The organism is Corynebacterium sp. HMSC034H07 (assembly GCF_001815175.1).
Classification (GTDB): domain Bacteria; phylum Actinomycetota; class Actinomycetes; order Mycobacteriales; family Mycobacteriaceae; genus Corynebacterium; species Corynebacterium hiratae.
Map to the genome: position 1 here is coordinate 1 of NZ_KV819482.1, position 19262 is coordinate 19262.

Annotated in this window: 18 protein-coding genes and 1 pseudogene; 3 read left to right on the forward strand and 16 right to left on the reverse strand. The window is 63.8% G+C overall.

The genetic code is table 11. The features are described from left to right. A partial coding sequence (locus HMPREF3009_RS00360; RefSeq protein ID WP_070679282.1) for an HNH endonuclease signature motif containing protein occupies window positions 1–951 on the reverse strand: 951 nt, incomplete at its 3' end. Between the two features lie 170 nt (window positions 952–1121). Then, window positions 1122–2201 (reverse strand): alpha/beta hydrolase, encoded by a 1080-nt coding sequence (locus HMPREF3009_RS00365; RefSeq protein WP_070517899.1) that lies wholly within the window; start codon window positions 2199–2201, stop codon window positions 1122–1124. A gap of 62 nt (window positions 2202–2263) precedes the next feature. Here HMPREF3009_RS00365 and HMPREF3009_RS00370 point away from each other — a divergent pair, with 62 nt between their 5' ends. Further along, window positions 2264–3631: a M20 metallopeptidase family protein gene (locus HMPREF3009_RS00370; protein WP_070679285.1), complete on the forward strand. Its 1368-nt coding sequence runs from the start codon at window positions 2264–2266 to the stop codon at window positions 3629–3631. Here the strand turns inward: HMPREF3009_RS00370 and HMPREF3009_RS00375 are convergent. Genes HMPREF3009_RS00375 through HMPREF3009_RS00385 form a run of 3 tightly spaced genes read right to left on the reverse strand, consistent with a single transcriptional unit; the run spans window position 3567 to window position 5541 of the window. Next, window positions 3567–4337, reverse strand: a complete 771-nt coding sequence (locus HMPREF3009_RS00375; RefSeq protein ID WP_070679288.1) for a PrsW family glutamic-type intramembrane protease — start codon at window positions 4335–4337, stop codon at window positions 3567–3569. The genes HMPREF3009_RS00370 and HMPREF3009_RS00375 overlap by 65 nt on opposite strands. Further along, entirely contained in the window at window positions 4334–4756 is a 423-nt protein-coding gene (locus HMPREF3009_RS00380) for a hypothetical protein (RefSeq protein ID WP_070679291.1), read from the reverse strand. Before HMPREF3009_RS00380 ends, HMPREF3009_RS00375 begins: the two co-directional genes overlap by 4 nt. Continuing rightward, on the reverse strand, window positions 4753–5541 hold the full coding sequence (locus tag HMPREF3009_RS00385; protein ID WP_083312689.1) for a PrsW family glutamic-type intramembrane protease: 789 nt from the start codon (window positions 5539–5541) through the stop codon (window positions 4753–4755). Before HMPREF3009_RS00385 ends, HMPREF3009_RS00380 begins: the two co-directional genes overlap by 4 nt. An 88-nt stretch (window positions 5542–5629) precedes the next feature. Here HMPREF3009_RS00385 and HMPREF3009_RS00390 point away from each other — a divergent pair, with 88 nt between their 5' ends. Both HMPREF3009_RS00390 and HMPREF3009_RS00395 read left to right on the forward strand, forming a co-directional pair. Continuing rightward, window positions 5630–6811, forward strand: a complete 1182-nt coding sequence (locus HMPREF3009_RS00390; protein WP_232751692.1) for a sensor histidine kinase — start codon at window positions 5630–5632, stop codon at window positions 6809–6811. Then, complete coding sequence (locus HMPREF3009_RS00395) at window positions 6811–7461, forward strand: response regulator (RefSeq protein ID WP_070513646.1); 651 nt, start codon at window positions 6811–6813, stop codon at window positions 7459–7461. The genes HMPREF3009_RS00390 and HMPREF3009_RS00395 overlap by 1 nt, the downstream gene beginning before the upstream one ends. On the opposite strand, the gene HMPREF3009_RS00400 is transcribed toward HMPREF3009_RS00395, so the two are convergent. From HMPREF3009_RS00400 to HMPREF3009_RS00450, 11 genes and pseudogenes are all read right to left on the reverse strand, one after another. Continuing rightward, a complete protein-coding gene (locus HMPREF3009_RS00400) occupies window positions 7458–7838 on the reverse strand; it encodes a hypothetical protein (protein WP_070513643.1) in 381 nt (126 codons plus the stop codon). The two genes, HMPREF3009_RS00395 and HMPREF3009_RS00400, sit on opposite strands and share 4 nt — an antisense overlap. Next, window positions 7839–9704 carry a BCCT family transporter gene (locus HMPREF3009_RS00405; RefSeq protein ID WP_070513640.1) on the reverse strand — a complete coding sequence of 622 codons (1866 nt, stop codon included), beginning with the start codon at window positions 9702–9704 and terminating at the stop codon, window positions 7839–7841. It lies immediately after the preceding gene. A gap of 222 nt (window positions 9705–9926) precedes the next feature. Continuing rightward, window positions 9927–11564, reverse strand: coding sequence for an FUSC family protein (locus tag HMPREF3009_RS00410; RefSeq protein WP_070679294.1), 1638 nt, complete (start codon window positions 11562–11564; stop codon window positions 9927–9929). After that, window positions 11536–12756, reverse strand: coding sequence for an ABC transporter ATP-binding protein (locus HMPREF3009_RS00415; protein ID WP_070679296.1), 1221 nt, complete (start codon window positions 12754–12756; stop codon window positions 11536–11538). Before HMPREF3009_RS00415 ends, HMPREF3009_RS00410 begins: the two co-directional genes overlap by 29 nt. Continuing rightward, window positions 12740–13498, reverse strand: a complete 759-nt coding sequence (locus HMPREF3009_RS00420) for an ABC transporter permease (protein WP_010190814.1) — start codon at window positions 13496–13498, stop codon at window positions 12740–12742. Before HMPREF3009_RS00420 ends, HMPREF3009_RS00415 begins: the two co-directional genes overlap by 17 nt. Then, a complete protein-coding gene (locus HMPREF3009_RS00425) occupies window positions 13495–14400 on the reverse strand; it encodes an ABC transporter permease (RefSeq protein ID WP_070517891.1) in 906 nt (301 codons plus the stop codon). The genes HMPREF3009_RS00420 and HMPREF3009_RS00425 overlap by 4 nt, the downstream gene beginning before the upstream one ends. Then, entirely contained in the window at window positions 14397–15815 is a 1419-nt protein-coding gene (locus tag HMPREF3009_RS00430; protein WP_070679298.1) for an ABC transporter substrate-binding protein, read from the reverse strand. The genes HMPREF3009_RS00425 and HMPREF3009_RS00430 overlap by 4 nt, the downstream gene beginning before the upstream one ends. Continuing rightward, window positions 15815–16570, reverse strand: coding sequence for a GntR family transcriptional regulator (locus tag HMPREF3009_RS00435; RefSeq protein ID WP_070679300.1), 756 nt, complete (start codon window positions 16568–16570; stop codon window positions 15815–15817). Before HMPREF3009_RS00435 ends, HMPREF3009_RS00430 begins: the two co-directional genes overlap by 1 nt. Window positions 16571–16640: 70 nt before the next feature. After that, window positions 16641–17621 (reverse strand): LLM class flavin-dependent oxidoreductase, encoded by a 981-nt coding sequence (locus HMPREF3009_RS00440; RefSeq protein ID WP_070679303.1) that lies wholly within the window; start codon window positions 17619–17621, stop codon window positions 16641–16643. Between the two features lie 3 nt (window positions 17622–17624). After that, on the reverse strand, window positions 17625–18965 hold the full coding sequence (brnQ, locus tag HMPREF3009_RS00445) for a branched-chain amino acid transport system II carrier protein (RefSeq protein ID WP_070679306.1): 1341 nt from the start codon (window positions 18963–18965) through the stop codon (window positions 17625–17627). Between the two features lie 38 nt (window positions 18966–19003). After that, window positions 19004–19262, reverse strand: a pseudogene (locus HMPREF3009_RS00450) (pyridoxal phosphate-dependent aminotransferase); the annotation flags it as partial.

A 19262-nucleotide genomic window follows, 5' to 3' on the forward strand; every position in this document is an offset into this window, starting at 1 on the left:
GCCGCGCCCGGTGGGTTTTAAAGGGTCATCGTCGTTAATGCCGTTGTGGTAGGCGCACAAAAACGTCAGGTTCTTAATGTTGGTGTAGCCACCAGCCTGCCAAGGGATGAGGTGATGGATTTGGCAGTAATCAGCTGGTTTATTACACCCTGGTCTAGAACAGGTGTGGAATTCGGCGTGCAGGGTAAGGCGTTGCTTGAAGTTTGCCCCGCGCTCTAGCCGCCAGGTGTTGATGGGGCCTTCGATGGGGTGGACGATGGTGGCGTAGCCTATTTCGGCAAACTTGTGGGTGAGGAATTCTGCTCCTGTCATGCGCGCGCCGTTGGTGAGGTTGAGCTCGATCTCGTCGCCGTCACCATTGATGATCTGGTCCAACTCATTCAGTGTGACGATGACTTGGGTGCGCACGGAAGGCTTAGTGCCGGTGGCTTGGTTGAAGAAGACGTCGTTGGCGGCTTGTAGAAGGTCGGTGTTGTTGGCGGATTCTAGGACTGCGCGCATGTTGGCAATCGTGGTGGCATCGTCAGTAATGGAGAGCGTGTTAGGGCCTTGCTCTCGGTAGGTGATGCGCACGCCTGGTTTGGCGGTTCTTTTACGTTTGAGTTCTTTAAGCCTCGTGGTGGCAACGGTGGGGATGCGGTGTGCTGGTGTGGCGGCGAGTTTGGCTCGGAGGTTCCACGCATCCAAGGTCTTCTTGACCTTCGACACGTAGGTTTCAATCAGTGTGAGGGTGCCCAGACTGTGGCGTTGGGCAAGCGCTGCGGTGCGAGCCTTGCGTTGTTTGCCGGTGTAGCGGGTGGGGCCGAAGTACACCTGGTGTAGCTGTGACAGCTCGGCAGCATCGGCTGGGTCAGCGCCGAGCGCGCGAAGCTCGTCGGGTGAGCCAGGTATATGCTCCACCAGCGCAATCCCCGAGTTGCGGAGGCGGAGGTAGGTTTCGATATCCCCCATGGGCACGAAGATTAAACCAGCACCCGCGACCCCGCAACCGGAAGAACAAAATTCCTACTTAGAAGGGGTGCGCCACGGGTGACGGGGGACAGGTCGGGATAAGCGCCAATCACGGGCTCGGGAAACGCGCGAGAGTAAGCCGACGCGGAAGCGAAGCGGGTGGGGCGTCGCTAGTACAGCGCTGATTTAATCGCATCCCACGCCGGCTGCAATTGCTTGCCAAACATCACCCAGTCGTGGGTGCCTTCGGTGAGATAGTCGGTGGTGTGGGGGATGGAGGCGTCGGCAAGCGCGGCAGAAAACTCCTCCGTACAGCGACGCGAGCCGGCCTCTAAAAGGGTGCCCCCGATGCGGTCATTGACGGACTTTCCGGGGTAGGCCGCCAGTTCCTCGTCTGTCCATGCGCCCGAGGCCGCGGCGAGGTACAGCGCCGTGCCGCGCAGCCCCTCCGGGTGGGACATGACGTCATTGCGTAGCCAATCCTCCGAACCGCGCGGGCCCCACATGTTCGTTGGGTCGCCGCCCTTGGTGCGCACCGTCAAGTCCACCGTGCCCTGGCCCACCTGGCTGGTGGTGGAATAGCAGCCGGAAATTCCCGCCACGCCATTAAAGAAACCCGGGTTGTTGTTCGCCATCATCACCGCGCCCGACGCTCCCATGGACAATCCAATGAGCCCGCGCTTGCCGTTGTGGTTGAGCTCCGCTTCCACGACGGGGGCGAGTTCGGTGGTGACAAAAGTTTCCCACTTGTGGCGCCCCAGCTTGGGGTCGTCCTCTCTCCAGTCGGTCCACATGGAACCTGCGCCTTGCGACGGAATCACCACGCTCGCATCCGTATCCCCAAACACGCGGCGCACGTGGCCCTTGGTGATCCAGTTCGAGGTCTCCGGGGAATCTACGCCCTCGAGAAAGTACACAACGGGCCCGCCGTTGCCCACGACGACGTCGACGGGAATATCGCGCCCCATCGACGGCGAAGACACGATCCACTTCTCGCGGCCAGGTTCGTCGGTGGCGCGCCGCTCCACGAGGGAGACCTCGTCGATTTCTTTAATCGGGTACGGGTACTCTTCCTGCTCCGTAGACCATGCGTCGGTGAGTAGGTGGGAGGAGGTACCCAAGCCATCGATGACGTTGAACATGGTGTCCACGGCCCACTGCGATGAGGCCTCGTCGCGGCTCGACAGTTGGTAGGAGGAGCCGGGCGTGAACATCAGGGAGCTGGCCACCAGCGCGGAGAAGAGCTTCATAAACGGCTACCTTAATACAGATTCCGGTATGCTCGGCGCACATGCTCGGAAAGGATGACACCATGAAGATGGCCCCGCGCCACCGTCAGCAATTGCCACCGCTTCCGATGGTTTCGGCCAAGCTGGGGGAGCGGTTGGCCAGCCAGGTGTTCGTGGAGGAAGGCCGGGAGTTGCTTCCGGAGTTGCAGGAGTTCCGCCGCGATTTGCACCAGAACCCGGAGGTGGGGCTGCACCTGCCGCGCACCCAGGAGAAGGTGCTCGAAGCCCTTAAAGGCCTACCGCTGGAGATTCATCTCGGCCGTGACCTCAGCTCGGTCGTCGCGGTGCTGCGTGGCGGCAAGCGCGGCGAGCGCCCCGTGTCGGTGCTGCTGCGTGCGGACATGGACGGCCTTCCGGTGCGCGAACAAACGGGCAGTCCTTTCGCTTCGACGAATAACAACATGCATGCGTGTGGCCACGACCTGCACACGGCGGGGCTTATCGGCGCGGTCAAGATGCTCTGCCGCCACCGCGAGGAGCTGTTGGGCGATGTCATCTTCATGTTCCAGCCGGGCGAGGAAGGCCCGGGTGGTGCGCAGCCGATGATTGATGAGGGCGTGCTCGACGCTGCTGGCCGCCGCCCCATTGCCGCCTACGGCCTGCACGTCGGCCCGCAGGATCGGGGTACCTTCCATCACATCGCCGGGCCGATGATGGCCTCGTCCTCGAACCTGGGTATCACCGTCTACGGCAAGGGCGGGCATGGTTCACGCCCGCACGATGCGATTGATCCGGTTGCCGCCTTGGCGGAGATCCAGGTGGCGCTGCAGGTGGCGCTGACCCGGCGCTTCGACGCGAACTCGCCGATTGTTATCACGGTGACCAACCTGCGCGCGGGCGACGGGGCGGTCAACGTCATCCCGGACAAGGCGGAGCTGGGAGCGACGGTGCGCGTGCTTCGCGACGAACACATCGACGCCGTCCGCCAAATGATCATCGAGGTCTCGAGCTCCGTGGCGGCCTCGCACCGTTGTACCGCGAAGGTGGACTTTGAGGTCCTGTATTCGGCGACGAAGACCTCACCGCGCGAGGACCAGTTCGCGGCGTCGTTGTGGGCGGGGATGTTCGGCGCGGAAAACGTGCTGACCATGGATACGCCGATGATGGCCTCGGAAGACTTCGGCGCGGTGTTATCCCAGGTTCCGGGCACCTTCATGTGGTTCGGTACGGGGGATCCGCACACCCCGGAGCACATGCGCGAGTGGAACCACTCGCCGCTGGTGCGCTTCGATGATTCTGTTCTGGGAGATCAAGCCGCGGCCCTGGCGGCGGTGGCCTTTGAGCGCCTCGCCGCCGAGGACGCCCATCCCTCCCCGGCCACGAAGGCTATGCGCGCACCGGTGCAGGGTACGGGGCTGGATGCGCAGCCGCGTTCTTCCGCAGCGCAATAACGCCCCAGATGGTGGCTACCCACACGGCTAGCACGACGACCATGCCGGCGAGCACGGGCCAGACGGCGTCGTCGAACGCGGTGCTTAGCGACGGGAAGAGGTTGTTCGTCACGTGCACCGCGATGGCGGCAATGAGCCAGCGCACAGGCTGTTTCTGGGATAGGCCATAGGCGCTAAGCCCGGTGAATAGCGAGTGGGAGAGCGGGTTGGATACCAATCGGATAACCACCGCCGAGATCGCGCCGGCGGTATCCGAGTCGAGGTTATCCGCCGTCATGCGCGCGAAGGCGGTGGCGTCCTCACCTACAGTGAAGCCGATGCCCACGGCCACGCCCACGAAGACGTAGTCGAGCAAACTGCGGGGCCGGATGACGAAGGTGCAGATAAGCAGCACGCCGAGGAACTTCAGCACTTCCTCGATGAGCGGCGCATATCCCGCAGCGCCCAGCCACTCTAGGCCCGCGCGGGCAAGGAGGTGTGTCATGTTCGTATTGAGCTCCACGGCGAGCCCGGAGAACGCGAAGCCCCACACCACGCCGTGGGCAATTCCCGGCCGGCGGCGCAGGAGGAACAGCGTGAGGGGGACGAGTACGGCGGCGAAGATCACGGCGGCCAGAGCACTTGCGGGTAGAAAGGGTTCGCGGGTGTAGTGGAAGGCGGACACGGCCAGCGCGCCGAGGGTCAGCAGGTAGTACAGGTACTTCATGCGTCCTCCGGCTGCACGCGGTCGGCGAAGTCACGTGCCTTCGGTCCGTAGATGTGGAGGAAGGAGATGGTGTTGTTGTGCCGCTGAGACAGCGTGATGCCGTCGCCGTCCTCGACGCGGTAGAGCTCGGCAGCCTGGGTGGTGATGGGGGCGTCGGTCAGCGCGCTGGTCCCGGTAAAGGAACGGTGCTGCCGCGGCAGGTAGGTCTCGACCTCGTGGGAGGAGTTGCCTTCCTCCGAAATGATGGTCGCGCTCCCGCAGTTCCAGGTCTGCGAGGAGGCGTACGGATCCTCCGGGCATTCGAGCTCCGGGATGCCGCGCACGGGGGTGGTGTCGGGAGTGGGGTCGGGGAGGAGGGCGTCGGCAAGCGGTACTGCGGCGAGGACGCCGATGCAGGAATAAATCAGTGTGTTTCTCATGCTTTTGACCCTAAGAGCTGCGGTTTGACCCCGGTATCCTCCGCAGGGAGGATTTTGCGGAGTTTCACAATACTGACAATCGTGGCGACCCACAGGCCGATGAGGATGAGGAAGGTGGGGAAGATGGGCCAGAAGGCGTCCTCAAACGCGGTAGAGATAGACGGGCCGAAATTGGCGGTGAAGTGCACCGCCATGGCGATGAGCAACCAACGCACCGGTTGCCTGCGGGAGAGCCCGTAAGCCGCGATTGCGGTGAAGAAGGAATGCATGAGCGGATTCGCGATGAAGCGGACAAGCACCGCCAGCAGCGTTCCCCTGATATCAGAATCGAGGTTCTCCAGCGTCATGTTGACGTAGTAGACGGCGTTTTCGCTCACGCTAAAGCCCATGCCTACAGCCACACCGACGAAGACGTAATCCGCCCAGTGGCGGGGCCGGATGACGCAGGTGCAAATGAAGATGACGCCGAGGAATTTGAGGACCTCCTCGGTGAGTGGGGCGATGCCAGCGAAGACCAGCCAGTCCGGGACCGTACGGATGAGGAGGTGGTACATGTTCTCGTTGAGCTGGCCGGCGACAGTGGAGACCGCAATACCCCACACCACCGCGTGCGCAATGCCCGGGTGCTTGCGCAAAATCAGCAACGTGAGACCGATTGCCACGGCCGCGTACAACACTGCGGCGAGCGCGCTGGTAGTGACGAAAGCGCCGTGGGAGAAATCATAAGCGACGAACACCAGTCCGGCGGCGGTGAGCAGTTCGTACAAAGTCTGTGTTCTTCTCATGCGGTTTAGGTTATGAACCGGGCTTGGGGTGCCGGTATCCTCCGCAGGGAGGATTTTCCGGAACGCAGGGAGAACTATCGTGGCAACCATGACGAGAAAGACGCGACCACTGTGGATCACGGTGCTGCTCATTCTGCTCTGCGTGGTGGCGGATTTGGCGGCATGGATCCCCCATATCGAAAACTTCGAGGGGACGGATCAGGAAGCCCTTGTTATGGGCTTGATGGGTCTATTTAGCTTCGCCACGTGGATTCTGCTGCCCTTCGCCCTGCACCACTCACGGCGGGAGCGCAACATCCACGAGGAGTACCCCGGCCACCCGGTGGTGCTGATTGCGGCTCTGCTCGTCCTGGTACTAGGCGGGTTTCGCCCACTGTCGCTGTCAGTGCTGGTGGTGTTGATTTCAATCATCTCGCGCGGCCGATTGCGGTGGTCCCTGGCGGGGACGGCGGTCTTCGTGGCCTCGTGTGTGACCGTTATCTCTGTGCCTTACATTCGGATGAACATCTTCGATCCCTTTGGTTACGTGTTCTATGGGAGCCTCTTTCTTATCGTTGCCTGGATTACGGGCTCGGTGCGCGCGCAGCGCCGCCAGCGCGAGGTCACGCTGGTGAGCTTGGCGGAGCTTAATGAGGACCAGCTGCGCTCGCGCGAGGAGCGGGCGCGTCTGGAGGAACGCAACCGCATTGCCCGCGATATCCACGATTCCCTCTCGCATCGGCTCAGCCTTATTTCCGTGTACGCGGGTGGCCTGAGCTACCGCAAGGATGCGGACCCAGAGCACATCGCCGAGGCGGCAGACACCATCCAGTCGGAGGCGAAGGCCGCTGTGGAGGATCTGCGCGGGGTGATCAAGGCGCTGCGCGTGGACGATCGGGTGGATCCGCGCGCGAGCATCGAAGAACACATCGAGCGCGCACGGGCGACGGGGACGAAGGTGCGGTATGAGAAAGGGGACGCGCATGAGAGCATCGATAGGCTTAGCACGATGGCAGCTCACACGCTGGGCCGCGCCGTGCAGGAGGGGCTGACCAACGCGCGCAAGTACGCGCCGGGGCAGAAGGTAAGGCTCACCGTGGAGAACGAGGAGGATAAGGTGCGGGTGACCATGCAGAATAAGAAGGTGACGCACCAGCCGAAGTCCGGCGGCGGCAATGGCCTGTTGGGGCTGGAGGAACGCGCCCGGCTGGCGGGAGGCACCTTCACAGTGCTTGACGACGCCTCCACCTTCACCTGGGTCCTCGAGCTACCGGAGGAGGCACACGCGTAATGATTTCAGTGGTGTTAGTCGATGACGAGCAGGCACTGCGGCGCGGTATCCGCTTCATCCTGGAAGGCGCAGCAGACATCGAGGTGGTGGCCGAGGCCGGCAATGGGCGCGATGGCGTGGCCCGCGTGCTGGATCTGCAACCGGATGTCGTTCTCATGGATATCCGCATGCCCGTGATGGACGGCATCGAGGCGGCCGGACAGCTGCGCGCGAGCGCGGCAGACCTTCCGGTGGTCATGCTCACCGCTTTTGATACGGATGAGTTCATCGTGGATGCGCTACACGCCGGCGCGATGGGGTTCTTGCTGAAGACCATCGAGCCGGAAGGACTGGTCTCGGCGGTGCGGGCCGTGGCCGCAGGACAGCAGCTGCTGAGCCCGAAGGCGCTGAAGAATTTGCTGGCGCTCAAGCGTCCTGAGCCTGCGCCCACAACCGCAGCCAAGTCGCCTGAGCCCCGCCCACTGGAGGGCTTAAGCCAGCGCGAAAACGAGGTGGCGGAGCTGGTGGCCCAGGGCCTAGACAACCAGGAGATTGCCGGACAGCTCTACGTTTCCGTGACCACGGTGAAGACCCATATCAAGCACATCTTGGACAAGCTGGGCGGTACCAACCGCGTGCACATTGCGATTGCGGTGTTGGAGTCGCGCTAGCCTCGGCGGAGGAAGGCGGAAATGATGCCGATGATTGCGATGACCACCACGATGATGGAGGCCGCCGGCCAGTACCGGGGGTAGTACTTCAGCGTGTAGCCAAAGACCTGGCTGTCGTTGAACTGTTGGGCCAGTGCGATGGGCATCCACCACAGCTTGGTCAGCGTCAGGATCGCGCCCAAGAGCCCGGCGATGATGCGGACCGGCCTGCGCAGGAAGAAGCTGGCCGCCACGAGGAGAACACCAACAATCGTGAGTGCGAAAAGCAGAGGCGTATCCACGGCGAGCGGCGAGCCATTGATGAGGAACTCGTGGTCCACTTCGTGCTGTTCGATAAGCGTGTAGCCGTCGAGGACGACATCGTCGGGGATGCCCACTTAGGTCTCCTTCTGCTCAGAGTTCGGGTCGTAGCCATCGGCCCAGGTATCGGTGTCGAAGTCGTAGTCTACATTCTCGCCCTTTTCATCGGTGCGCTGGTACCAGTCTGTGTAGCGGTGCGCTGAGGAGTCGAAGTCGGAGCCGGCACCGCGGCCCTCGTCGGCGTGCTCGACGGTGATCTCGAAATCATCGCCGTGCTCCTCGATGCCACGCACGACGGCGTTTTCCACCGCGGCACGCGCGTAGGCGCGGCGGATGAATACCGGGTCGGAGCGCAGGTCCTTGATGAAGGCCACCATCATGACGAGCAGCACGATGCAGAAAGGTAGCGCTGAGAGGATTGTCAGGTTCTGCAGGCCTGTGAGCACGTCCTCACCACCGGTCAGAAGCATGACAACAGCGATGCCCATCATGCACAGGCCCCAGAAGATAACGATGATCTTGTTCGGGGCGGGATTGCCCTTGGAGGACATGGTTCCCATGATGACCGATGCGGAATCCGCAGAGGTGATGAAGAAGACCGCCAGCACCAGGATCAAAATGAAAGGCGTGATGCTGCTCAGCGGCAGGTTGTCGAACATGGCGAAAAGAACCTGCTCGCCGGAGGCGGAGCCATCAAAGTTGGGTAGTTCTTCGCGCTGGAAGGTAATGGCCGTGCCGCCGAAGATGGTGAAGGCCAGGATGAGGATGAGGGAAGGGGCGAAGACGGTCACGGCCGTGAATTCGCGCAGCGTGCGGCCACGGGAGATACGGGCCACGAACATGCCGACGAACGGCGTCCAGGCAATCCACCACGCCCAGTAGAACGCAGTCCAGTAGGACTGGAACTCGACGGTTTCATCGCCCCAGGACAGGCCTTTGGCCATCATCGGCAAAAGCTGGTCGATGTAGGTCACGATGCCGGAGGGCACGAGATTGAGCAGGAGCAAGGTCGGACCGGTGAAGAAGACAAAGATGACCAAGCCGAGTGTCACCGTGATGTTGAAATTAGAGAGATAGCGCACGCCGCGGGAGACACCCGAGACCGCCGAGATGATGAAACCGCAGCCCAGGACCGCAATGATCACGATGAGCACGGAGTTGGTCAGCGGGCCGGCACCACGGATGATGGAGACGCCTTGGCCGATCTGGATGGCGGAAAGACCCAGTGTGGCGGCGGTGCCGAAGAGCGTGGCGACGAGGGCGAGGACGTCGATAAGCTTGCCCAGCGGGCCGTCGGTATCGCGGGAGCCGAACAGCGGCTTGAAAATCGAGGACACCAGAGGGACGCGTCCGCGGCGGTAGGAGGAATAGGCGATGGCGCCGCCGACGAGGGCATAGGCTGCCCAGGGCGAGATTCCCCAGTGGTAGTGCGCCTGGGCCATGGCCTGGTGCAGGGCCTCGACGCTGTTGCCGTCGACGGTGTGCGGCGGCGGGGTGAGATAGTGCGACAGCGGCTCTGACGGGCCGTAGAAGAAGATGCCGACGCCGATGCCGGCGCCAAACATCATGGCGACCCAGCTAAACCAGCCGAACTCAGGCTCTTCGTCATCGGTCCCGAGCTTGATGCGACCTAGACGGGAGCAGCCGATGTATAGCATGGTGGCTACGGCCATCATCATGGTGATGTTGAGCAGCCACCCGGCGTTCGTGATGGCCCAGGAAAAGGCGGAGGAGGATGCGGCCGAGACGGATTCTGGCGAGCTAATGCCCCACACGATGAAGGCTACGACGAAGGTAGCGGTGCTGAAAAAGGTGATTTTGTCGAGGGCGAAAGCGTTGCGTTGGTCCTCCACGCCGATGCCAGGGACCAAGCCCGGGTGCATGTCGTGGGGATAGATGCCTACTGGGGGACCGGTGGCTTGTCGAGAGTTCATGGTGACCATTATCGCAGGTGCGCGAAATGACAGTGTTGTGAGCTAGGATGAAGACACTTATTTCTGCGTCGATTGGAATGCCATGTCGCTGCCTAATTTTGATGAGAATGTCCGTGAGCTGGAGGAAGCCTTCGCTCTCTTCGAACTCGTGGAGGAACACGTACTCGATCCGAACCTTTTGCTGTCGGTGAAATGATTCGCGGGCAACCGGGGGTTGCCCGTGCTAGGAGGTCAGGACCGCATTTCCGCTGCGGTGATTTTCTCGATGAGCGTGTCCAATTCCGCGCGGCTGGGCTGCGAGAGCGGATTGACCACGCAGAAATCTAAGAGGAAGTAGCCGGCCGGTTGCAAGGCGGTGTGGCGCTCCCAGAACTCGCTGATATCGGAGTGGTTGGTCGCCAGCGACTGGATGCTACGCCGTTCCGAGAGCAGCTCGTAGTGCAGGTCGCGCCGCTGTGCCAGCGCTTCCTCGGGGGTCTTGATGAGTAGCGCGCCGAGCAGGGCGGCCATCGCCTCGAAGCAGCGCGTTTGCAGGCGGTAGTGGTTGGTCAGCTGGGCGCGCGGCTTCCACAGCCACAGGAAGAGCATCGCCACGACCACGGAGAGTCCAATCTCCGCCATGCGCGAGCCGATGGTGTGGGCCATGTGCTCCGAAGAGTTGCCCATGAGCAAAGCGAGCGGCGTGGAGAAGATAACGCACAGCGCGTAGTTCTTCACCACCAGAATCTCTGCGCAGAACTGGCAGAAGGCCAGCGCGAGCACCAACCCCCAGCCGTGCGGGCTGAAGGACGCAATGAGCGCAAAGACGCACACTCCTAAGACGGAGCCCAGCATACGTTGCACACCGCGAATCGTTCCCGGAACCCGGTCCGGCCCCCACTGCAAGAGCAGGAGCACCGAGACCGCGCCCCAGTCCGGGCGGTTGAGCCCCAGCGCCATGCCAATGAACGCGGTGGCCAGGCCACCGAGCGCGATCTTTTCCGCTGTTACCACCGCGTGGGAATTGCCCACCGCGGCGCGGTAGAAGCGGTAGCGCATCGTCGGCTTGGTGTGCGGGATGGTGGTGCGGTCCGGGTCCACGTAGGTGGGGGAATCAGACAGCTCATCCGAGTTGCCGCCGACCTGCTTGTGGTGCGCCACGATGCGCTGCTGCGCGGCCAGCGCGCGGTGCACCAGCTCCGCTTGGGCGGGGTGGCGGATGCGACCGCCGCGGATGACGCCGGCGTCGGCAAGCGCTTGCCAAGCCGTGGAAATCGCGGACTGCGCCTGGTGGTGGCGAGCCAGGAAATCGCTATCGGAGTTCACGAAGGCATCGGCGGCCTTCTCCAACGCGGCCACCGCGCGGGTCTCCGGGCCGTGCGGATCCCGGAAACGCGGCAGCATGCCCAGCACATAGCCCGCCGCCACGCCGGCCAGGCTCCATGCGGCCACCTCCCAGGGCGAGACCCCGCGCAGCATCGTGGAGCCGCCGGCCACCATCACGATGAAGAAGGAACCCGGCGGCGGCAGCCGCAGCGCATTCTGCACGAACGCGCCGGTCGTCGCCAGCACCACCGTAAACACCGCGGACAGCGCCAGCCCATGCACGCCGACGAGGGAACCAGCCGTGGCCGCCAGCGTGAGCAGCCCGCCAGCGGTGAGGATCACGCGGCGTCGCGTGCGGTAGGGGTGCCCCTCGCCGTAGATGACGGAAAACGCGCCGGCGGAAATGAGCAGCACCGCATCCGGGTGGCCCGTCGCTACAGCGATTCCGCCGGGGATAATGATCGCCAACGCCGCGCGCAGGGCACCGGGCCAGCGGCGCGCGGAGGTGTTGAAGGCGGTAAAGAGCTGAAGGGCACTAGGACGATGCGGCAGAGGGTGTTCCATATCGGGAGAACACCTTACTCGCTTCGCCGCGATCCACGAGCCGGCCGTCCTGCAGGACCGCCACCGTGGGGCACAAGTGGCGCACGACGTCGATGTCGTGGGAGACAAACACCAGCGTCATGTCCTTCGTCACGCGCTGCAACAACTCGAGGACTTGGGCCCGCGAGGTGGCGTCCAGCGCCGAGACGGCCTCGTCCGCCAGCAGAATATCCGGCTTGCCCACCACGGCGCGCGCCAGCGAAATACGTTGGCGCTGCCCGCCGGAGAAGTCCCGCGGATAGCGCTCGAAGCCCTCGATGCCGACCTCCCGCAGTACCGTCTCGGCCTCGTCGCGCGTCCCGCCGCCTTCGGCCACGATCTTCCAGATGGGCATGCGCGGGTTGAGCGAGCCCTTGGGGTCCTGGAAGACCATGTGCACCCGCTTCTTCACCGCCACCGTCCCCGAGGTCGGCTGCGCCAGCCCCGTGAGAAGCTTGAGCAGCGTGGATTTGCCGGAACCGGAACCGCCGACGATGCCGAGGCGTTCGCCCTCGCGGACGGTGAGGGAGACGTCATCCAGCGCGGTCACCCCGCGGTAGGTCTTGGTCACGTTCTTGAGCGTGATGACGGGCTCGCCCAGGGTGGGCATGGGCGGCGGGGTGAGGTTGGGAGTGGTGAGCTCGCCGATGCGCACGACGCGGTCGCACACGCGCTTGACGACGTCCTGGTCGTGGCTAATAAACAGCAGCGCCGTGTCTTCGCTGTCCGCGGCATCCACGATGGTGGAGAGGATTTCCTCCTGGGTGAAGGGATCCAGCGCGGTGGTTGGCTCATCGCAGATGAGCAGCTTGGGGTGGCGGGCCATGGCCATCTCGATGAGCGCGCGCTGGCGCTGCCCACCGGAAAGCTGGTGCGGGAAGCGGTTGAAGCCGGGCACCTTCATCAGCGGGTCGAGTGCGGTCATGGGTTCTTGGAAGACCATGGCCAGCGGGAGCTTGCGCAGGTCGCGGTCGCGCATGCCCAGCAGCTCCTGGCCGTTGAAGTTAATGGATCCGGTGGCCTGCAGGTGGTCGGGCAACAGCCCCATGATGGCCAGAGCCGTCAGGGACTTGCCGCTGCCGGAATCGCCGATGAAGCCGACGCGCTCGCCGGGTGCGATGGAAAAGGAGAGGGGGCCGACGGGGCCCACGCGCAGATCAGTGACGGTCAGCATGGCTTCCTAGCAGGTTGAATCCGAGGACGGTGCCGGCGATGGCCAGCCCGGGCCACAGCGCTTGGAGGGGGTGGGTGGCCAGGAGGGGTTGGGCGTCGTGCAGCATGCGACCCCACGAGGCGGTCGGCGGGGCAGTGCCCAGGCCGAGGTAGGAGAGGCCGGCTTCGGCGAGGACGGCCAACGCAAAGTAGACGGAGGCCTGGATGGCCACGATGCCGCCGAGGTTGGGTAGGACGTGGCGCCACGCGATGAGCGCCGGCGGCACGCGCGAGATGCGGGCGGCGGCGATATAGTCCTGCGTCATGATTTGCAGCGTGCCCGAGCGCGTGACCCGGATGAAGGAGGGGATGCCGGCGATGCCGATGGCGATGGTCGCCGTGAGCGTCGACGAGCCCCACACCGCGCCGGCGACGATGGCCAGAAGGAGCGCGGGGAAGGCGAGCAGCAGGTCGGTGGCCGCCATGATGAAGCCACCACCGCGCATCCCGGCGATAATGCCCAGCGGTACCCCGATGAGGGCGGCGATGGCCACCGCCACCACGCCCACCAGCACGGTGATCTGGGCGCCGGCGAGGATGCGGGAGAAGGTATCGCGCCCGAAGCGGTCGGTGCCCATGAGGTGCTCCAGGCTGGGGCCGGCCAGGCGGTCTGGGGAGATGAGGTTGGGGTCATAGGGCGTCCACACCAGGGAGACCAGGGCGAGCAGGATGGTCAGGCCCACCAGAATGTAGCCGGGTTTCATCGCGCCTCCTTGAGCCTTGGGTCGATGACCCGGTAGGCCAGGTCCGTGAGCAGGTTGACGGTCAGGGTGAAGGTCACGAAGACCATGATGAGGGTCTGGACGGTGGTGAGGTCGCGGGTGGAGACGGCGTCGAGAAGCATGGAGCCCAGACCCGGGATGACGAAGACGTTCTCGATGACCACCGCGCCCACCACCAAGGTGCTCAGCTGCACGCCGGTGACGGTGAGCACCGGCAGGGCGGCGTTGCGCAGGCCGTGGCGGATGAGCGCCCCGGTGCGGGATTCACCCAGGGAGCGGGCGGTGCGGATGTAGTCCTTGTCCATCTCCTCACGGAGGGTGGCGCGCACGTAGCGCGTGAGCATCGCGCCTTGCACCAGCGCCAGCGAGATAACCGGCAGGACCAGGTGGCTTAAACCCTCGCGCGGCAGCTGCCAGCCGTTGGCCGGCAGCCAGCCCAGGTGCACGGAGAAGACCGCAACGAGCAGGATACCGACCAGGAAGCTGGGCACCGCGATACCCAGCTGCGTGGCGGCATTGAGCACGGGGAGGCGAAAGCGGGCGAGCAGGATGCCCATGGGGATAGCACCGACCAGGGCGAGGGCGATGGCCAGCCCAATGAGCAACAGCGTAACCTGCGCGCGGTCAATCACCAGCGGGGTGATGTCCTGCTGCGAGGACAGGGAGATTCCGAAGTTGCCGGTTAACAGCCCTTTCATCCACTCCAGGTACTGCACGATGAGCGGGCGGTCTAAGCCCATGGAGTGGGTCAGCTTCTCCACGGCCTCGTCCGTGGCGTTGACGCCCAAGGCCACGCGCGCCGGGTTGCCGGGCACGGCCCGCATGAGCAGGAAGATGATGATGGAGGCGGCCCACATGGTGCCGAGGAAGCGCAGGATTCTCATCGCACACCTCGCAACTCAATGGCATCGGTGATCTGATTCGGCTGCAGGCCGGTCAGGCCCTCGCGGTAGAGCACGATATTGGGCATGTTCATCAAGGTCAGGGCGGGCATGTCCTCCATAATCTGGTCCACGGCCCCTGTCATGTCATCCTGCTCCAACAGCGTGCGGGCCTGCGGCGAATCATAGCCGAGGTAATAGTCAGGGTTGCCAAAGATGGTGGGGATATCGCGCGGCTCGACGTGCGCGACGAGCGACATCTGGTAGTCCTTGGCGCCCATGACTTGGCTCAGCCACACCGCGGGAAACTCCGCGGTTTCCAGACTGACCTCAAAGCCCATCTCTGTGAGCTGCGAGTAGAGGAACTCGGAGAGCGTTTGCGCATAGGGCAGGCTCGGCACGGTGAGCGTGAGCGGCGTGCCCACCGCCCCGGCCTCCTCCATCAGCGCGCGGGCGCGCGCCGGGTCGTAAGGGTAGTAGTCCTTCCCGCTAAACCAGGGATCAGTCGGCGGGACGGGTGCGCCGCCCGTGTCCTGCGCGCGGCCTTCCCAGAGGATCTCGTTGGCGGCGTGGCGGTCGATTCCATAAGCCACGGCGCGGCGCACGCGGGGATCGTCGAAAGGCGCTGCCTGGTTATTCATGGACAGCAGCACCTCGCCGTTCGTGGTGCCGACTGCGGTCTCGATGGAGTCACCTAGGGTGTCGAGCAGCTCGGGGTTTTGCACGCCCCACACTGCGTCGACCCCGCCGGAGCGCAGCGCGTTGACCGCAGTGAGGGAATCCGGGAAGTAGCGGATGGTGATGTCTTCTTCCGCTGGGGTGCCCCAGTAGTCGGGGCGGGCGCGCAGCGCGATGTACTCGTTGGGGGAGAAGCCCGCGACGGCAAAGGGGCCGGTGCCCACAGCGTCGGTGGGGGTGCGCATCGCGCCAATGGCGGTGCCCATGGACCATAGCCACCCGGCGGAGGGCCGCTTAAGGGTGACGAGCAGCGTGTGATCGTCGACAGCCGTGGCGGATTCCACCACGTCCATCTGGGCGCTAATGCCGTTCGTCCACTCCGTCTTCACCGCGTTGATGGACCACGCGGCGGTGTGCGCGGTGAAAGCCTCGCCGTTGGAGAAGGAGGCCTCACGCAGGTGGAAGGTATAGCGCGTGGGCTCGGCCTCCCAGGATTCGGCGAGCCCGGGGACAATCTCTCCCTCCGGGGAGATGCGCACCAGGGTCTCGTAGACGTTGCTTATGAGGGCTGCCGGGATGGCGGCGCCGCCGACGGTGGTGAAATCCAGGGAGGTCGCCGGCGTCGTGGTAGCCAGCGTCAGCGCGGAGGAATCCGAATCAACCACTGCCGTGGAGCCGGCAGAACACGCGCTTAACGACGCCCCCACGACCACCCCCAGCGCGCCTAGCCAAGTCTTCATCATCCTTCCGACAGCTTGACCTCGAGTGGGGACGTGGTGCCGCGCACGTTCGTCATGCCAAGCGTCATGCGGTCCCCGAGGTACAGGATTTCGGTGCACTCGACGGGATGCCCGGAGTGATCCGAGATGTCGAGGTGCAGGCGCCACAGCGGGGTGCCGGGGTCGATATTGAGGGAGCGCGCATCCTCCTCGCTGGCGTAGGCGAGGGAGAGCTCGCGGTTGACGCTGTCGAATTCCACGCCCTGCTTGCGAAGGTGATCGTGGATGGACTCATTGTCGGCATCGAAGTTAAGGATCTGGCCGCCCACGTCCAGTGGGAAGAACATGCGCTCGATGGCGATGGGCATGCCGTTGGCGCTGCGCACGCGGTGCACAAAGATGACGGGGGAGCCGGTGTCTACCCGCAGGAATTCAGCTTCCTGCTCGGAGGCGGGGCAGCGGCCCAGCCACAACGTGGACGCGCCGGGCTCGAAGCCGCGCTCGCGCAGCCAGTGCGTCACGGAATAAATCGAGTCGAAGGACTCCGAGGTAAAACGCCCGAGGACGACGGAGCGGCGGCCGCGGCCGGAGGAGATGAGGCCTTCCGAGCGCAGAGCCGCGACGGCTTGGCGCACCGGGCCGCGGGAAGAGGAGAATTGCTCGCAGAGCTCGGCCTCGCTGGGCAGGAAATCGCCAGGAGAAAGCTTCTTGCTGCGAATGAGGTTGCGCAGGTAGTCAGCGATCATGCTGTGTTGCTGTGTGCGGCGAAGGGCCACCGAAATTCTCCTCTATGTAGAACAACGCTGTGACGGGTAAAGATGTGCGTACGCGCGCCTGCGCGTACGTCTACATCTGCCACGCTTGTGCCAGGTTACTCATGTTACCCAACGCGGCCTCGTGGCTTGTGGATTGCAGGGAAATCATGAGCTCGTCCGCCTGAGCCAACCTCTGGAAGTCGGTGAGATACTCGCGCACGTGCTCGATGCTGCCGACTGCGGAGTACTGAAGCATGCTGATGATCTGCTGGCCTTGAGGGGAATCGATGATACGGGCCACGTCGGCGTCGCTGAGCTGCTTGCCGCGGCTGACGAAGGCCTTAACGCGGCGGAAACAGACCTTCTCGAATTCCTCTTCTGCGTCATCCCCAGCGGTGACGTTGACGCCGGCGATGACATAGGGCTCGGGGTGGGCTTCGGAAGGCTGGTAATTCTCGCGGTAATAGGCCGTGGCGGCTTCCAGGTGCTGCGGGGCGAAGTGCGAGGCGAAGGCATAAGGCAGACCGAACTTGGCTGCCAGCGAGGCGCCGAAGAGCGAGGACCCCAGGATGTAGATCGGCACGTTGGTACCGTGGCCGGGGATGGCCTGCACACCGGGGACGAGAGATTTGCCGGAAAGGTAGCCCTGCAGCTCCTTGACGTCCTCGGGGAAGCGCTCGGCGGCGTTTCTATCGCGGCGCAGGGCGCGGCCCAAGGTCTTCATGTCGGTGCCGGGCGCGCGGCCTAGGCCTAAGTCGATGCGGCCGGGGTAGAGTTCGGCGAGGGTTCCGAATTGTTCGGCGATGACATAGGGTGCGTGGTTCGGCAGCATGACGCCGCCGGAGCCCAATCGGATGCGCTCGGTCTTCGCGGCGATGTGGGCGATCAACACCGCCGGGGAAGACGAGGAAATGGAGGGCATGTTGTGATGCTCGGTGTACCACATGCGCTCAAAGCCCAAGGCCTCCGCCTGTTGCGCTAGCTCGACCGACCTAGCCATGGACTGAGAAGGGGTCTCCCCCTCATAAATGGTGCAGAAATCGAGGATGGATAGAGCGGCGCGGGGCGTCATGAACTACTCACTTTTCTTCGGCGAGGATGTAGATACAAAGTCGATGATAACGCCGATAGCAAAAGCGAGGAGCGTGGGAACTACCCAGCCCAGGCCAACGTCTTGGCCAGGGGAGAAGCCAAGCGGGGCGCCGAAGGAGGTGGCGGCGGACCACAGGACGGAAACCCACAGCGCCAGTCGGAAGCCCCAGTAGAAGGTGACCCACTTCTTAACTGCTGGTTGCAGAAGCGTCAGCGCGATCAGGGAGATAGCCGGCGGGTACAAGAACACGATGAAGGGGACCGCGATGGCGAGCACCGTGTCCAGGCCTTGGAAGGCGAAGGCGATGGACAGTGCGGTAAACAAGCAGGCCCAGAAGTGGTAGGTGGTCTTCGGCACGAGCATGGCGAAGAACTCTGAGGTGGCGGAAATCAGGCCCACGGCGGTGGTCATGCACGCCAAGATGACGATGGCGGAGAAGACGGCCTGGCCGACGTTGCCCATGGTGAGATTGGAGGCGTCGGCAAGCAAGGTGGCGCCGGAATCATAGGAGGCACCATTCGGCATGGTTTGGCCGATCCACGCCAGGCCCAGGTAGATAGCGGCGAGCAGAGCGCCGGCGATGACCGCGGAAGTGATGGTTCCGCGCAGCAGCGCGCGGTCGGTGGTGAAACCTTTGGAGCGCAGCGAGGTCACAATGACGATGGAGAATGCCAGGCCCGCGATGGCGTCCATGGTGTTGTAGCCCTCGAAGAGGCCTGTGACGAAGGGCGCGGAGGCGTACTCCTCGGTTGGGGTGCCGGGCACACGGGGATTCGCCAGCGTAGCCAAAGTGATGAGGACGGCGAGCAGGATGACCAGCGCCGGGGTCAGGAACTTGCCCAGGGTGTCGATGATGTCATTGGGGCGCCAGGCCAGGGCTAAAGCGATGAGGAAGAAGACGACGTTGAAGGCGCCGTTGGCGAAGGTTCCCTCCCACCCGAGCAGCGGGGTAATCGCGGTTTCCATGGAGACCGCGCCGGTACGCGGCAGGGCGTAAAACGCGCCGATGGCCAGGTAGGCGATGACGGAGAAGGCCACGCCGAAAATCTTGCCGCCGTGGTTTCCGATATCGCGCACGGACTGGCCGGAAATGGCCACCGCGATCACCGCCAAGACCGGCAGGGCTACGCCGGCGGCGAGGAAGCCCAGGGTGGCGGGCCAGAAGTTGGTGCCGGAGGAGACACCGACCTCCGGCGGGAAGATGAGGTTGCCCGCTCCGAAGAACATGGAGAAGAGCATGAGGGAGGCAACGAGCACGATGCCGATGGGCGAGCTCGTCTTCGAAGCAGACTGGGCGGGGGCCTGAACGTCATTTATGGACATTTTTCTAAGGATAATGCCCATGACATGAGATGTAAATTTTAGCTAAATGCTTTCTCCAGCCGGTCGAGTGCCTCTTCCAGCAGCTCGCGGGAGGTTGCGAAATTAAGACGGGCATGATACTCGCCGCCCGTGCCGAAGGTGACACCCTCATTCAGGGCCACCTTGGCGTGCTCGCGAACCCACGCCGCGGGCTTCGGGTCATCCCCAATGGCCGTTTCGCTAAAGTCCAACCACAGCAGGTAGGTGGCCTGCGGGTGGGAAGTCTTGAGGCCTGGAACGCGCTTGGGCAGCTCCTCC